The sequence below is a fragment of the Saccharothrix texasensis genome (assembly GCF_003752005.1).
GTDB lineage: Bacteria > Actinomycetota > Actinomycetes > Mycobacteriales > Pseudonocardiaceae > Actinosynnema > Actinosynnema texasense.
Window position 1 is genome coordinate 216,827 of sequence record NZ_RJKM01000001.1, and the last position, 15,169, is coordinate 231,995.

The 15,169-nt window shown below is 72.4% G+C and carries 10 protein-coding genes and 1 pseudogene; 8 read left to right on the forward strand and 3 right to left on the reverse strand.

Annotated elements, in window-relative coordinates; translation table 11 throughout:
- Positions 1-228 precede the first annotated feature (228 nt).
- Positions 229-1,815, reverse strand: a complete 1,587-nt coding sequence (locus EDD40_RS00850) for a S8 family serine peptidase (protein ID WP_123741186.1) — start codon at positions 1,813-1,815, stop codon at positions 229-231.
- A 525-nt stretch (positions 1,816-2,340) separates the two neighbouring features.
- Here EDD40_RS00850 and EDD40_RS00855 point away from each other — a divergent pair.
- The 4 genes from EDD40_RS00855 to EDD40_RS00870 all read left to right on the forward strand — a co-directional run bounded on the left by EDD40_RS00855 (position 2,341) and on the right by EDD40_RS00870 (position 7,263).
- Positions 2,341-5,088 (forward strand): ATP-binding protein, encoded by a 2,748-nt coding sequence (locus EDD40_RS00855; RefSeq protein WP_123741187.1) that lies wholly within the window; start codon positions 2,341-2,343, stop codon positions 5,086-5,088.
- 80 nt (positions 5,089-5,168) lie between these two features.
- On the forward strand, positions 5,169-6,002 hold the full coding sequence (locus EDD40_RS00860; protein ID WP_123741188.1) for an alpha/beta fold hydrolase: 834 nt from the start codon (positions 5,169-5,171) through the stop codon (positions 6,000-6,002).
- Positions 6,003-6,012: 10 nt separating this feature from the next.
- On the forward strand, positions 6,013-6,828 hold the full coding sequence (locus tag EDD40_RS00865) for an alpha/beta fold hydrolase (RefSeq protein ID WP_211348040.1): 816 nt from the start codon (positions 6,013-6,015) through the stop codon (positions 6,826-6,828).
- 87 nt (positions 6,829-6,915) lie between these two features.
- The gene (locus tag EDD40_RS00870) at positions 6,916-7,263 is read left to right on the forward strand and encodes a YybH family protein (protein ID WP_170184893.1); all 348 of its coding nucleotides are present in this window, start codon (positions 6,916-6,918) and stop codon (positions 7,261-7,263) included.
- A gap of 103 nt (positions 7,264-7,366) precedes the next feature.
- On the opposite strand, the pseudogene EDD40_RS00875 reads toward EDD40_RS00870, so the two are convergent.
- A pseudogene (locus EDD40_RS00875) lies at positions 7,367-8,002 on the reverse strand (alpha/beta fold hydrolase); the annotation flags it as partial.
- 172 nt (positions 8,003-8,174) lie between these two features.
- Between EDD40_RS00875 and EDD40_RS00880 the strand changes: the two are divergent.
- The 4 genes from EDD40_RS00880 (at position 8,175) to EDD40_RS00895 (ending at position 13,692) form a co-directional block, all read left to right on the forward strand.
- Positions 8,175-9,407 carry a hypothetical protein gene (locus EDD40_RS00880; RefSeq protein ID WP_123741191.1) on the forward strand — a complete coding sequence of 411 codons (1,233 nt, stop codon included), beginning with the start codon at positions 8,175-8,177 and terminating at the stop codon, positions 9,405-9,407.
- A gap of 234 nt (positions 9,408-9,641) precedes the next feature.
- Positions 9,642-10,814 (forward strand): epoxide hydrolase family protein, encoded by a 1,173-nt coding sequence (locus EDD40_RS00885; protein WP_123747652.1) that lies wholly within the window; start codon positions 9,642-9,644, stop codon positions 10,812-10,814.
- A 373-nt stretch (positions 10,815-11,187) separates the two neighbouring features.
- Complete coding sequence (locus EDD40_RS00890) at positions 11,188-12,387, forward strand: bifunctional glycosyltransferase family 2/GtrA family protein (protein WP_246038278.1); 1,200 nt, start codon at positions 11,188-11,190, stop codon at positions 12,385-12,387.
- A 69-nt stretch (positions 12,388-12,456) separates the two neighbouring features.
- A complete protein-coding gene (locus tag EDD40_RS00895; RefSeq protein ID WP_123741193.1) occupies positions 12,457-13,692 on the forward strand; it encodes a glycosyltransferase 87 family protein in 1,236 nt (411 codons plus the stop codon).
- 130 nt (positions 13,693-13,822) lie between these two features.
- Here the strand turns inward: EDD40_RS00895 and EDD40_RS00900 are convergent, their stop codons facing one another.
- The gene (locus EDD40_RS00900; protein ID WP_236594975.1) at positions 13,823-15,031 is read right to left on the reverse strand and encodes an MFS transporter; all 1,209 of its coding nucleotides are present in this window, start codon (positions 15,029-15,031) and stop codon (positions 13,823-13,825) included.
- Between the last annotated feature and the right edge of the window lie 138 nt (positions 15,032-15,169).

The following is a 15,169-nucleotide window of genomic DNA, read 5'->3' on the forward strand; positions in this document are numbered from 1 at the left end:
GGATACGTGCCGGACCGGCAATCCGATTATCCGACCCATAGGCTTTGCTTTGAACATCAAGCGTTTCTCAAGTCGTCCGGCACGAGTCCGGACCGGGGACGTTGATACATGTCCTGGGTCACACCGGCTCGGGTGCGGGGCCGCCCCGGACGCGGACCGGCGCCCCGGATGGTTCCGGGGCGCCGGCGGGTGGGCCACAGGGTCAGGGCCTGAGGAGCGGGGTCGGGGTCAGAGGGTCAGCGTCCACGAGTCGACGTAGCCGACGTCGTTGGCGGCGACGTCGCGCACCCGCAGCTTCCAGGTCCCGCTGCGGGCCTCGCCGGAGAGGTTCACGGTGGCGGTGCCGGTGACGTTGTCGGCGCTGTCGGTGCTGCTGGAGTTCTTGAGCCGGTACGCGCTGCCGTCCGGGGCGATCAGGTCGATCACCAGGTCGCCGCGGAAGGTGTGCTTGATGTCGAGCTGGACCGTGCTGGAGGCCGACGCGGCCCCGGAGCAGGAGAGGCTGATGGGGCTCTCGACGGTGGTGAGGTCGCTGATCGTGACGTTGCCGGCGTTGGTGCCGGCGCAGTCCGTCGGGTCCGGGCCGGGCCCGGGGTCGCCGGTCATGAACCCGGTGTAGAGCAGGCGGTTCGGGGAGCCCGAGCCGATGCCGGTCAGCTTGTCGGGGGTGGCGTTGGTGACCAGGGCGTCGCGGGCCTGCGCCGGGGTGGCGGTGGGGTTCAGCGACAGGTAGACCGCCATCGCGCCGGCCACGTGGGGCGACGCCATCGAGGTGCCGGTCATCGTCGCGGTCCCGGTGGTGCTGGTGTGCGACGCCGAGACGATGTTCGTGCCGGGGGCCCAGACGTCCAGGCAGGAGCCGTAGTTGCTGGAGCTGGACCGGGCGTCGGAGCTGGTGCTGTTGCCGACCGTCACGCCCGCGGTGACGTACTGCGGGCTGTAGCCGCACGCGTCGTCGGTGGAGTTGCCCGCCGCCATGACGAACTGCACGCCGCCGGTGATCAGCGCCTTCACCGCGTTGTCCAGCGACGGGTCCGAGCAGCGCTGGCGGCAGCCGATGCTGTAGTTGACCACGGCGGGCTTGACCGCGTTGTTCCGGACCCAGTTGATGCCCGCGATGATGTCGTCGTTGGCGCCCGAGCCCTGGCAGTCCAGCACGCGCACCGCGTGGACCGTCGCCTTCTTGGCCACGCCGTAGCGGGTGCCGACGGCGGTGCCGGCGACGTGCGTGCCGTGACCGTGGCAGTCGGCCGGGTTCGCGTCGCCGTCGACGAAGTCGTAGCTGGCCGAGACGCGGCCGGTGAAGTCGGTGTGACCGGCGTTGATGCCGGTGTCGAGCACGTACACGTGCGCGCCCTGACCGGCGTCGGCGGGATAGGTGTAGGCGTTGTTCAGCGGCAGGGCGCGTTGGTCGATGCGGTCGTCGCCCCAGTTGGGCGGGTTGCTCTGGGTGTCGGCGGTCGTCATCTGGTGCGCCTGCTGGACGTAGGCGACCTCGGGGTCGGCGGCCAGCCGGCGTGCCCGCTGCTCGGTCATGATCACCGAGAACCCGTTGATGAGGTCGAGGCGGTGGCGCAGCTCGCCGCCGTAGCGGCGCGCCTTGTCGGCCGAGGCCGCCTGCAGGGCGCCCGGGACGTCCTTGAGCTTCACGATGTAGCGGTCCTTGACCGCGCCCTGGGCGTTCGCGCCGAGGATCGCGTTCTCGGCGGACGCCGGCACGGACGCGGTGACGACGCCGGTGGCGGCGACCGCGAGCAGCACGACCGCTCTGACCGCCGCGCGCAGGGGGACGGACTTCGTGTTCCGTTGTCGCATACGAGCTTCTCCATTGTGCGTCACCGGCGGGAGCACCAGCCGGAGGGGCGCCCGTCGGGCAGGGTTTGATCGTTGACGGCCGCTCGACGCCCACGATCAAGCGCCACACCGCGGTAAACAATCCGGGTGCCGCAAACTAGGGATACTTAAGATCAACCGCGACGGTCGACGACTGGGACGCGGGCATCGGGACGGTGCGCCGGTCCTTGGCCGTCTCGCCGTCGCCGGACATCCGGCCGCCAGTGGGGGCGTGCCGACCACCTGACGGCAGCCGTGACGACCGAGCGCATCGGGTTGTGAGGCGCACCACCTCCGTGGGCGGCGAGTTTCCCGGGAAGTCCACTGTGGTGCTCAAATACGCGTGCAGGCACTGGAGCCCTCGCTTCCCCCCGAAGCGACGCGCGTGCCATCGTGCAGGTCACGCCCCCTCCCGGCCTTCGGGAGCCGAAGCCGCGGTCGCCCGGTCAGGCGAGGACGCGGGGCCATGCGGGCGACGGGACCAGCACGGAGGAGACGGAGCGGGGCATGCGACAACGGGCGCTGCTGGGTCGCGAGGAGGAGCGCCGCGCGCTGGCCGCCCTGGTCGAGCAGGCCGCCTCCGGGTCGGGTGGGGCGGTGGTCGTCCTCGGCGCACCCGGGATCGGCAAGTCGACGCTGGTCGCCGAGGCGGCGGAGCGGGCGGCGTCCGGCGGGACCCGCGTCATCACGGCGGTGGGGGTGCAGTCGGAGGAGCACTTGCCCTGCGCCGGCCTGCACCAGCTGGTCCACCAGTTGCGGGACGGCATCGACGACCTGCCCGGACCGCAGCGCGCGGCGCTGCGCGCGGCCGTCGGGCTGGACGACGAGGCCGTGCCCGACCTCTACCTCGTCGGCCTGGCCGCGCTGACCCTGCTGTCGGACGCGGCGGTGAAGGCGCCGCTGCTGGTCGTCGTCGAGGACGCGCACTGGATGGACCGGGCCAGCCTCGACGTGCTCGGGTTCGTCGCGCGGCGGATCGAGTCCGACCCCCTCGCCCTGGTCGCGGTCACGCGCGGCCTCGACGACCGGCTCGGCGGCGGGCTGCCCGTGCTGCGCCTGCACCCGCTGACCGACGAGGTGTCGGGGGAGCTGCTGGACGTGGTGGCGCCCGGCCTGGGGCAGCAGGTCAGGCGGCGGCTGCTGGAGGAGGCGGCCGGGAACCCGCTGGCGTTGACCGAGCTGCCCGTCGCGCTGCAAGCGGTCGGTGGGGCGTACGCGCTCACCCCGGGTCCGCTGCCGTTGACCGAACGGCTGGAGCGGACCTTCACCGCACGGGTGTCCCGTCTCCCGGTCGACACCCGGGCGGTCCTGCTCCTCGCGGCCCTCAACGGCGACGGGACGGTGGACGAGTGCCTCGCCGCCGCCTCCCGGATGCTCGGGACCGCGGTCGACGTCGCCGCCCTGGGGCCGGCGGTCGACGCGGGCCTGGTGCAGGCGTGGGGGATGGTCTTCCGGCACCCGCTCGTCCGCTCGGCGATGCACCACGCCGCGACCGCCGCGGAACGACAGGCCGCGCACGCCGCGCTCGCCGCCGAGCTCCAGGGGCAGCCCGACCGGCAGGCCTGGCACCGCGCCGCCGCCACCGCCGGCCCCGACGAGCACGCGGCGCGGGACCTCGACTCCACCGCCGACAGGGCGCTGCGGCGCGGTGGCGTCGCCGCGGCCCTGGCCGCGCTGCGGCGAGCGGCGGAGCTGACCGCGGACCCGACCGCCCGCGCGGACCGGCTGCTGCGCGCGGCCGAGCTGGCCCTGGAGTCGGGCCAGTGCGACGTCGCGGCGCACCTGCTGACCCAGGCACGCTCGCTCGACCTCTCGGCCCGCGACCAGGGCCGTGCGGCGTGGGTCGGCATCGCCCTGGTCGAGGGGGCGGCCCAGGGGGAGGGGGCCGCGACCGCCGAGCTGGCCGAGCTGGCCGTCGGCATCACCGCCGGTGGCGAGCCCGTGCTGGGGCTGCGCATGCTGTGGGGCGCGGTCCTGCACTGCTTCTGGGGCGAGCCGGGGCCGGCCGCCCGCCGACGGGTCGCCGCCGCCGTCGACCGGATGCCCGTGGACGCGGACAACGCCGACCTGGTGGCCTTGCGGGCGTACTGCGCGCCGGTCGAGCGCGGTCGAGCCGTCCTCGACGCCCTGACCGGTCAGCTGGAGCGTTCTTCCGAGGACGCCGAGGGCGACCAGCTCCTGGGCGGTGCCGCGGTGACCGTGGGCGCGCCCGCCCTGGCGGGCCGGCTGACCGCGAGGTCGCTGAACGCCCTGCGCGCCCAGGGCCGCCTGTCGATGCTGGCCCGCGCCCTCTGCGTCCAGGCGGGGAGCGCCGCCCGGCTCGGTGACGTGCGCGCCGGTCACCTCGCCGCCGAAGAGGCCGCCGAGCTGGCCCGTGAGACCGGCCAGCCTCTCGTGCACGCGATGGTGCACGCCATCCGAGCGCAGCTCGCCGCCGTCTGCGGCGACCCCCGGGCGGAGGCGTGGGCAGCGGAGGCGGAGCGCACCGCCCTCCCCAACGGCGCGCGCCCGGCGCTGGCCATCGTGCAGATGGCCCGCGGGCAGGCGGCCCTGTGCCAGGGGCGCTACGGCGACGCCTTCGGGCACCTGCGCCGCGTCTTCGACCCGGCCGACCCCGCGTTCCACCCCTGGCTGCGGTTCTACGGGGTCGCCGAGCTGGTCGAGGCGGCCGTGCGCAGCGAGTCCGCGGAGGCGGCGCGGGCCGTCCTGGAGGAGCTGGCCCCGCTCGAAGAGCCGACCCCGTCGCCCGCCCTGCTCTGCGGGCTGCGCCTGGGCCGCGCCCTGCTCAGCCCGCCGCACGCGGCCGAGCCGCTCTACCGGGCGGCCCTCGACGCCGTTCCCGTCGACTGGCCGTTCGAACGGGCGCGGGTGCACCTCGCCCTGGGCGAGTGGCTGCGGCGTCACCGGCGGCCCGCCGAGTCCCGCGTCGTCCTGCAGGCCGCGCGCGAGGTCTTCGACGCGCTCGGCGCATCGGCCTGGGCGGAACGGGCACGCCAAGAGCTGCGCGCGGCGGGCGCGTCCTCGCCTCGACGGGACCCGGCCGCCGTCGACCGGCTCACGTCGACCGAGCTGCACGTCGCCCAGCTCGCCGCGCAGGGGCTGACGAACCGGGAGATCGGCGAGCGGCTGTACGTCTCGCCCAGGACGGTGAGCACCCACCTCCAGCGGATGTTCCCCAAGCTGGGCGTGACGTCCCGCGGCGAGCTCGCGGCGGTGCTGCGCAGCACGATGACGTACGACGAAGACGTAGTCTGACGGACGCGATCAGCCCTGCTCACTCCCTAGGTTCGTGCCATACCCGGTCCGCGCACCGCGGACGGGAGGGAAGGCACACCATGGGAACCATCACCGTCGGCACCGAAGGCTCGACCGACGTCGAGCTGTACTACGAGGACCACGGCTCCGGCCGGCCGGTCGTCCTGATCCACGGCTACCCGCTGGACGGGCAGTCGTGGGAGAAGCAGACCGCCGCGCTGGTCGAGGCCGGGTACCGCGTCATCACCTACGACCGCCGGGGCTTCGGCCGGTCGAGCAAGACCATGACGGGCTACGACTACGACACCTTCGCCGGCGACCTGGACAAGGTCCTGACCCGTCTCGACCTGCGTGACGTCGTCCTCGTCGGCTTCTCGATGGGCTCGGGCGAGGTCGCCCGCTACCTCGGCTCCTACGGTTCGGAGCGGGTGGCGAAGGCGGCCTTCCTCGGCGCGCTCCAGCCGTTCCTGCTGCAGGCGGAGGACAACCCCGCGGGCGTGCCGCAGTCGGTGTTCGACGGCATCGCCGAGCAGGCCGAAGCCGACCGCTACGCCTGGTACGAGAACTTCTTCGTCGACTTCTTCAACACCGACGAGAACCTCGGGTCGCGGCTCAGCGACGCGGCGCTCCGGGCGAACTGGGCCACCGCCGTCGACTCGGCCCCCGTGGCGGCGTACGCGTGCGTCCCGACGTGGCTGACGGACTTCCGGGCCGACGTGGAGCGCATCGACGTGCCGGCGCTGATCCTGCACGGCACCGCCGACCGCATCCTGCCGATCGACGCCACCGCCCGCGAGTTCCGCCGCCGCCTGCCCGACGCGCGCTACGTCGAGATCGACGGCGCCCCGCACGGCCTGCTGCTCACCCACGCGGCCGAGGTCAACGCCGCCCTGCTCGCCTTCCTCACCGACTGAGAAACCGGACATGCACACGCTCACACACCGCGTCACCGCACGCGTCACCGCTCTGCTGGCCGTGCTCGTCGCCGTCGTCGTCGCCGGTCTCGGCGCGTCGACCGCGGTGGCCGCCCACCCGACAGCCGGGAAGAAGCCCACGATCGTCCTCGTCCACGGCGCGTTCGCGGACGGCTCCAGCTGGACCCCCGTCATCGAGCGCCTGCAACGGCAGGGCTTCACCGCCGTCGCCGTCGCCAACCCGCTGCGCGGGGTCCGCGCCGACGCCGACGCCCTCGACGCGCGTCTCGCCGGCATCGACGGCCCCGTGGTGCTCGTCGGCCACTCCTACGGCGGCGCGGTCATCACCAACGTGAAGGCCCGTGCGCCGAAGGTGAAGGCGCTGGTGTACGTGGCCGCCTTCGCCCCCGCCGAGGGTGAAGCCGCGGCACAGCTCGCCGCGAAGTACCCCGGCAGCACCCTGGGCGAGACCCTGGCGCCGGTGCCGCTGCCCGACGGCTCGCAGGACCTCTACATCAAGCCGTCGCTCTTCCGGCAGCAGTTCGCCGCCGACGTCCCGGCGCGCGAGACCGCCGTCATGGCGAGCACCCAGCGCCCCGTCCGGGACGCCGCTCTGGGCGAGGCGTCCGGCGCCCCGTCGTGGACGAGCATCCCCTCGTGGTTCCTGCTGGCCGGCGCCGACAAGAACATCCCGCCGCAGGCCCAGGAGTTCATGGCCGACCGGGCCGGCTCACGCGCCACCGTGACCGTCGAGGGTGCTTCGCACGCCGTGGCGGTCTCCCGCCCGGACGCGGTCGTCAAGCTCATCGCCCGCGCCGCGGGCTGACCCCACCCGGCCCTCCCCGGCCCCGCGACCTGCCGGTCGCGGGGCCGGGGAGGCGTCGTCGACCTCAGCCAGACCATCGACGCCTCCGTGGCCGCCTTCAACGACCCGGAGCCCGACCTCGACCGGGTCGTGTCCTTCTTCGCCGAGGACGCCCGCCACCTGCCCGGCCGCGGCCCCGAGCGGCGTGGCCGGGCGGCGATCCGGGCGGAGTTCGCGCCGCAGTTCGCCGGCCGCTGCGACGCGATGACCTTCGACGTGCACGACCGGGTGATCGACGAGACCCGCGGCCGCGCCACGATCCGCTGGGCGTGCCGACTGGACCTGACCGGCGAGCGCGCTCGGCGCGCGATCCCGCTTCAACGACTCAGGGCAGAGATCACCGGCAAGTTCACCTACGCGACGTTCCGCCTCCCCCTGTGGGAACGAGCGCGCTGACACCCGTCGCATCTCGCCGGAACGAGGACCGCCACGCCCTGGCGACGGTCTGCCACGAGGCCCGCCGACCGACGAGTCTCGTCAGCGCGGGCCCACCCGCATCGAGGTAGCCGACCAGCCGCTCGGCCAGCTCCACGGGGTGGCTGGTCGCGGCGCAGTGCGCGCCGTCCACCTCGTCCGGTTCGAGGCCGAGCCGGTCACGCGCCACGCGGCGCTGGAAGTCCGGCGGGAAGAACCGGTCGTCGCGGCACAGCAGCACGCGGGTCGGCACGTCCGGCAGCGCGTCGAGCGGCCACGGTTCGCCGGACTCGGCGCTGACCTGCGGACGACCGCACGACAGCGCGAGGGCCGCCACGTCGGCCGGGACGCCGGTGTAGAACGTCTCGGCGTCGTCGAGGCCCTCGGGCGCCTCGAAGCCGGTGTTGGCCCACCAGTCGCCCGGCTTCTCGCCCGGCGCCGGGATCATCCCGGCGAGGAACACCAACAGCCGCACCGGCAGCCGCGCGCACACCAGGGGAGCGGTGAAGCCGCCGTAGGAGTGGCCGACGACGACCAGGTCCCGCCGGTCGCCCACGGCGTCGACCACGGTCCGGGTGAACTCGGCGAACCCGGCGGCCGGGTCGTCGATCGGCAGGTCCGGCGCGACCACGTCGTGGCCGCGCCGACGCAGTTCCGGTTCGAGGAGCTCGAAGTCCCGGTGACTGCCGCCACCGCCGTGGATCAGGACGAAGGTGCTCATGCGCACAGCGTGCCAAACGGGTCTGACATCGTCCGTCGTGGACAGCCGCCCCGCACCTGCCACGACGGCGGGTGCCGCGATCGGCGACCGGGCACGCCGGGAACACCTGTAACGCCCGGTCTCCCCCTCGCGAAGGGCTCCTTGTCACCAGGCGCCTCCGAGGGGGAATCCCATGAAAATCCAGACGGGTTGGTCGCTGTACGCGCAGGACCAGGACCGGCCGGAACTGCTGAGCCTGATCACCACCGGGCACCAGGAGGTCGAGAAGGACACCGGCCGGATGATCGAGCAGTACAAGATGTGGTCGTCCGACCTGACCGACGAGGAGCTGGGCAAGGTCATCACGCTGCTCGCCCGCGGCAACGTCTTCGCCCAGAACATCGCCAAGGACCTGCGACTGGAACTCGCCGAGCGGCCCGCGCGGGCCGAGCAGCGCCGGCTGAACTTACAGCTGCGCCGCGACGAGCTGGCCCGCACCGAGGAGCGCCTGCTCCGGCAAGGGCTGGACCAGCTCGGCGGCGCGGGCGACACCTGGGACGGTCGCCGCGACCGGATCACCGCCTGGTGGCGCGAGGTGAAGGTCGCCGAGCTCGCCGAGACGTGGGCGGCGGCGCTCGCCGGGGACCGGATGACCGCCCGGCAGGTCAACAACGAGAGCGTCCTGGGCGGCGACTTCGACATCCGCAACAACCACCACCGCCTCGACCGGGCCTGGGACCGGAAGATCACCCTCGACCGCACGTTGAACGGGGTGCGCAAGCGGCTCGACCCGCGGCACTTCGACGACCCGGGGACCGGGCGGAACCGCAAGGGCGAACTGGGCCTGCACGACCTGAGCGGCTCGTTGCTGCACGGCACCCGCGTCCCGCTGTCGATCTACGCCCAGCTCAAGCCGTACGCGAACGCCACCGTGGTGTTCATGCCGGCGCCCACCGAACGCGACGCCCAGATCTTCAACGCCATCCAGTCGCTCAAGACGGTCACCGAGGGCGACGTGAAGCTGATGCGGGAGATGCGCAACCGCTTCACGCGCCTGCGGCTGGCGCAGGCCACCGACATGCACACCTACCTGCTCAACCTCAACGAGGTCCGCGACGGCGAGCCGGTGGTCCGCTACGGACACTCCGGCCTCATCCGGCGGGCGGGCCAGAAGACCGAGGTGAACGTGGACGACATCGACATCGCCACCCGGCGGACGAACGCGCTGGAGCACCACGTCGTCCTCGCCCAGGACGGTGGCCAGGTGGTGAACGAGGTCGTCATCGTCTACCGCGAGCACGCGTCGGCGCTGTTCCCGGTGTTCGCCGAGTGGAACAAGGCGAAGTCCCACTTCACCGTGCTGAACCGGGACACCGGCGCGCCCACCAAGGCGCACATCACCGACGACGGGAAATGGGTCGGCTGACCTGCTGCCCCGGGCGGGGCGCCGCCCGCCCGGGTGCCTCCGTCGCGCACCACGGCCGCCCGCCCGCGCGGCAACCGGAACTGGGCATTCTCGAAGAAGTGTGAAACATCGATCGTCGATCATTCTGTCCTGGTCGGCTGGAATGAACAGCTGTGTCGGGGGGCAGTCGAGTGACGCCGGAGACGTCCGGAGGGAAATGGAGCCGTAAGCACTTCAAGGGAGAGGTACTTGATCGTGCAACCGTTTCGCATCGAGATCCCTCAGGCAGACCTTGACGACCTCGACCGCAGGCTGGAGCACACCCGCTGGCCCGACGAGGGGCCCACGGACGGCTGGGCGCGCGGTGTCCCGCTGTCCTACGTGAAGGAGCTGGCCGAGTACTGGCGCACCGGCTTCGACTGGCGGGCCATGGAGGCCCGGCTGAACGAGCTGGACCAGTTCACCACCGAGGTCGACGGCGCCAAGGTCCACTTCGTGCACGTCAGGTCGTCCGAGCCGGACGCCACCCCGTTGCTGATCACCTGCGGGTGGCCCAGTTCGTTCGTGGAGTACCTCGACGTGATCGGCCCGCTCACCGACCCGCGGGCGCACGGCGGCGACCCGGCGGACGCCTTCCACGTCGTCATCCCCGCCATCCCCGGCTTCGGGTTCTCCGGCCCCACCCGCGAGGCGCGCTGGGACCACTTCCGGGTCGCCCAGGCGTGGAAGGAGCTGATGGCCCGGCTGGGCTACGAGCGGTACGTGGCGCAGGGCGGCGACTGGGGCTTCATGGTGTCGCTGGAGCTGGCCGCCGCGGACCCCGAGCACGTGGCGGGTGTGCACCTCAACTCGTTGGTCACCTTCCCGCCGCAGGACCCGGAGGAGCTGGCCGACCTCAGCGAGGAGGACACGCGCCGGCTCGGCAAGCTGGCGCACTTCGACCAGGAGCTGTCGGCGCACGTGAAGCTCCTGGCCACCCGCCCGCAGACGGTGAGCTACGCCCTCACCGACTCCCCGGTCGGGCAGCTCGCGTTCATCATGGAGAAGTACAAGGAGTGGACCGACTCCCGGTCGGTGCCCGAAGAGGCGATCGACCGCGACCTGATGCTCGCGAACGTCGCGATCTACTGGCTGACCGGAACCGCGGCCTCGTCGGCCCGCCTGTTCTACGAGTCGCTGGACCGGACCGACCGCAACATCGCTTCCCGCTACGGCGGTCCGTGGGAGCTGACCACCCCGGTGGGCGTCGCGGTCTTCCAGCACGACGCCGCGATCCCGTTGCGCCGGTTCGCCGACCGGGTCCTGTCGACCATCCGGCACTGGTCGGAGTTCGAGCACGGCGGTCACTTCCCGGCGATGGAGCAACCGGAGCTCTTCGTGGCGGACATCCGGTCTTTCGTCCGGTCCCTGAACGCCGTCCCGAGCTGATCGCGGTCGGTCTCCGACGAGAAACGGAATCGGACGTGGTGAATCACCGCGGCGCCGGGGCCGCTCACCCCTGCCGAATTCGCTGTGGTTCGGCGTCGAAGTGCTGCCGCCCCGGATCACCACGGCCCGGATCGCCACGGCTCGGATTGGTCAGGCATTCTGGGAGAACACCACCTCCATCAGGTCCTCCATTCTGTTTTGGAACCCTCGGTGCGAGGAGCGGCAGATGACTGGACACATACCCGCGCAACGGCGCGGGTCCGGCGACGAAGTCGTCCGAGCGGAAACACCGCTCGGACCACGCGCCAGTCGGGCTTCCGATCCCGGGGATGACGCCGCGCGGCGTTCCCCTCCACCACCGTCTTCGGTGACCGTGGACATCGCCATCCCGGTGCTCAACGAAGAGCACGCATTACCCGGTTGCATAGCCGTGCTGCACGAGTACCTCGCCGACCGGATGCCGTTCGCCTGGACCATCACCATCGTCGACAACGCCAGCACCGACGGCACCCGCCAGGCGGCGGAGAGGCTCGCGGAGCAGTGGCCGCGGGTCCGCCTCATGTCCCTGGGGCAGCGGGGCAAGGGCAACGCGGTGCGAGCCGCCTGGTCCAGCAGCGAGGCCAGCGTGGTCGCCTACATGGACGTCGACCTGTCCACCGGGCTGGACGCGTTGATCCCGTTGGTGGCCTCGGTGGCCGCCGGTCACTCCGACATCGCCATCGGGTCGCGATTGGCGCCCGGCGCGCGCACGGTCCGGGACCCCAAGCGCGAGGTGATCTCGCGCGGCTACAACGCGCTCGTCCGGCTCACCCACGGCGCCCAGTTCCGGGACGCGCAGTGCGGTTTCAAGGCGGCCAGCGCCGAGGTGATCCGACCGCTGCTGCGACGGGTCGAGGACGACACGTGGTTCTTCGACACCGAACTGCTGCTGTTGGCCGAGCACAACGGGCTTCGGGTGCTCGAAGTCCCCGTGGATTGGGTGGAGGACGTGGACAGCAGGGTGAAGGTCGCCGGTGTGGCGGCGACGAACGTGCGCGGGCTGATCAGGATCGCGCGGGCGAAGCTGTCCGGCGCCGCGGACGTGGCGGAGCTGCCCCAGCGGCCGGAGCCGCAGCCGACCCACCCCGACGCCGTGTTGTCAGGGCGCGACATCTCCGGTCTGCGCCGGCTCGTGTCGTTCGGCCTCATCGGCTTCGTCGCCACGATGATCACGCTCGGCCTCTACACGATCTTCCGGACGTGGTGGCCGCCGCTGGTCGCGAACGTGGCCGCGGTGACCTTGAGCGTCTTGTTCAACACCGAGGCCAACAGACGCGCCACCTTCCGGGACCGCTCTCACCCCGCCGGGCGGGTCCACGTGCAGTCGTTCGTGGTCTTCGGCCTGTACTGCGGGTTCACCTCCGGCGCGCTGCTGGCGCTGCACGCCGTCGCCGACCAGCCGTCCCGGTCCGTCGAGCTGCTCGTCCTCCTGGTCGCGTCCGCCATCGGGACCCTCGGCAGGTTCGTCCTGCTGAGCACCTGGGTCTTCCGGTCGCGACCGCGGACCGACGACCGCGAGGACTCGCTGACCTGACCGGGAAGTCGGGAACCGCCTCTCGATTCGCCCAAGGAGCCCCTGCCCGACGATTGTGAGGATGCTGGCATGCCTGCTGCACAAGTCCCCGCGACACCGGCGACCGGATCGGGTCGCCTGCCGGCCGGCCTGGTGCTGGCCGGTCTCGCCATCGCGGCGGCCCTGGGGGTCGCCGTCGTCGCCAGCCTGCCCCTGCGCGACAAGCTGTGGCTGCTCGAAGTGGATTTCAAGGTCTACCACATGGCGGGTTCGGTGGTGCTGGACGGCATCTCGCCGTTCGACGTCGCCACCGACGACGGCTTCCTGTTCATCTACCCGCCGATCGCCGCGTTGTTCTTCGTCCCGCTCGGACTGCTGAACGTGCACGTCGCGTTCGGCATCTGGACGTTCCTCAACGTCATCGCGCTGGAGATCGCGGTCTGGTTGGGCCTCGGGCTGCTGGCGCCGCAGGCCCGGGTCGAGCGCGCGAAGTTCGCCGTGCTGGTCACCGCGGTCGCGCTGCCCACGGCCACGGTGATCATGAACTTGGGCGCGGGCCAGGTGAACATCGCGCTGCTGCTCCTGGTCCTCGCCGACCTCGCGCGCAAACCCGGGCGGTTCCAGGGCGTCGCCCTCGGCATCGCGGCGGGGCTCAAGCTGACCCCGCTCATCTTCGTCGCCTACTTCATCCTCACCGGTCGGATCCGCGCCGCCGTGGTGTCCATGGTGTCCTTCGTCGGGACCGTGGTCGTCGCCTTCATCCTGCTGCCCGGCCCGTCGGCCCGGTGGTGGGGCGAGCTGGTGCTGGCGACCGAGCGGATGACGCCGCCCGGCACGGGGCCCTACATCCAGTCCATGCGCGGTGTGCTCGCCCAGATGCCCGGGGTGCTGAGCGCGCCGTGGCTCTGGTTCGTGCTGGCGGGCATCGTCGGCGTGGCCGGGTTGGCGATCTCGTCGTGGTACAGCCGCCACGGGATGGAGGCGATCGGCATCTTCTCCTGCGCCGTCACCGGCCTGATCATCTCGCCGATCTCCTGGCCGCAGCACTGGGTGTGGCTGATCCCGGCCCTGGCCATGTGGCTGTGGTGGGCGCGGCAGCGGCGCAGCGCGGCGCACACCGCGGCGGTGGCGGTCTCGTGGCTGGTGATGGTCGTGATGACCGTGCTGATCTTCATGCTGGTGGGTGGCGCGCTGAGCATGCCCACGGCCGGCATCGTGGCCATGAGCAGCGTGCCCGTGCTGGCCGGCCTCGCGTTCCTCGTCGTGCTCGCCGTCGCGCGACGCCGCCTGGTGAACTCGCCGACGGCGCAGATCTCGCAGGTGTGACGCGGGGAAGGGCCGATCGGCGCTTCCGCGTGCTGTCAGGTCGGGCCCGGCCGCACCGCCGGGCCCGACCTCTGCTTGTGCCGCGCGGACGTCGGGTCGCGTGGGTCGCGTGGGCAGCCTGCCCCCGCCGTCACGTGCCTTCCGGGGCCGGCTCGTCCGCCCGCGCCACGGGCGGCTTCAGGAAGCTGGTGGCCCAGGCGACCGCGATGCCCAGCACCGCGACGACCAGGCCGGTGATCACCGGGGCCGCCGCGCCGCCCCGGCTGATCGCCACGCCGCCGAGGACCGGTCCCAGCGCGATGCCCACGTTGGCCGCCGAGGCGGGCAACGAGGCCGCGAGCTGGCCTCCCGGACCGGCCAGGCCCACCACGCGGACCTGGAGCGAGGGCACCATGCCGAAGGCGAACAGGCCCCAGGCCACCAGGGCCACCGCGACCAGGACCGGGCTCGACCCGACGAGGTAGAGCACGAGCAGCGCGACCGCGGTGCCCGCCGTGGCCACGATCAGCGCACGGCCCGCGTTCCGGTCGGCGAACCGCCCGCCGCCGAACGAGCCGACCGCCGTGGCGACGCCGTAGGCGAACAGGTAGGCGCTGAGCATCGCGCCGGTGATGCCCGTGACGTCTTGGAGGAACGGCACGATGTACGTCAGCGCCGCGTACAGCGAGGTGAACACCACGAAGTTCAGCCCCAGCACGGCGAGGACCCGAGGGGCGAAGGCGTACCGGGCCTGGCCCGCCGCGCCGCCCGCGGGACTGGCCACCGGGGGCACCAGCACCAGCGTGGCGACGAGCGCGACCAGGGCGAACACGACGATCGCGACGAACGAGCCCTGCCAGCCGAGCGATTGGCCGACCAGCGTCCCCAGCGGCACGCCCAGCGCGGCCGACACCGCGACACCGGAGACGATCGTGCCGACCGCCCGGCCCGCCCGCTCCGGCGGGACGATCGACATGCCGGTCACGAACCCGACCGCGATGAACAGGCCCTGCAACGCCCCGGTCACCGCGCGCACCGCGAGGAACAGGCCGTACTCGGGTAACAGCACCGGGACGAGGTTGGCCGCGGCGTACAGCACGATCGCGCCGACCAGGATCGCCTTCCGGTTCAGCTTCACCGTCAGCGCGGTCAGCACCGGCCCGCCGACGGCGATGCCCAGCGCGTAGGCCGTCACCAGCCACCCGGCGGCGGGGATGGAGACGCCGAGATCGCCCGCGATCAGGTCCAGCACGCCGACCACGAGCAGTTCGGCGCTGCCCAGCACGAACATCCCGGTGAACAGCGCGGCCAGGGCGAGGTTGGTCCTGCTCCTGCTCAACGCGGCTTGCTGGGTGGTCACGTGCACCGTCCTTGTCGTGTGACGTCGGCGATGACCCGAGAATGGCCGAGACGCCCGGCCGGAAATCACCGCGGGCTTGAACTCGAATCCGATTCTATCGGCGTTTCCGCGCCGGGGGCAATTGTCGTGCGGATTCGC

Coding starts and splice junctions, on each gene's coding strand:
- EDD40_RS00850 (WP_123741186.1), bottom strand. CDS start 1,815: ATGCGACAACGGAACACGAAGTCCGTCCCCCTGCGCGCGGCGGTCAGA.
- EDD40_RS00855 (WP_123741187.1), top strand. CDS start 2,341: ATGCGACAACGGGCGCTGCTGGGTCGCGAGGAGGAGCGCCGCGCGCTG.
- EDD40_RS00860 (WP_123741188.1), top strand. CDS start 5,169: ATGGGAACCATCACCGTCGGCACCGAAGGCTCGACCGACGTCGAGCTG.
- EDD40_RS00865 (WP_211348040.1), top strand. CDS start 6,013: ATGCACACGCTCACACACCGCGTCACCGCACGCGTCACCGCTCTGCTG.
- EDD40_RS00880 (WP_123741191.1), top strand. CDS start 8,175: ATGAAAATCCAGACGGGTTGGTCGCTGTACGCGCAGGACCAGGACCGG.
- EDD40_RS00895 (WP_123741193.1), top strand. CDS start 12,457: ATGCCTGCTGCACAAGTCCCCGCGACACCGGCGACCGGATCGGGTCGC.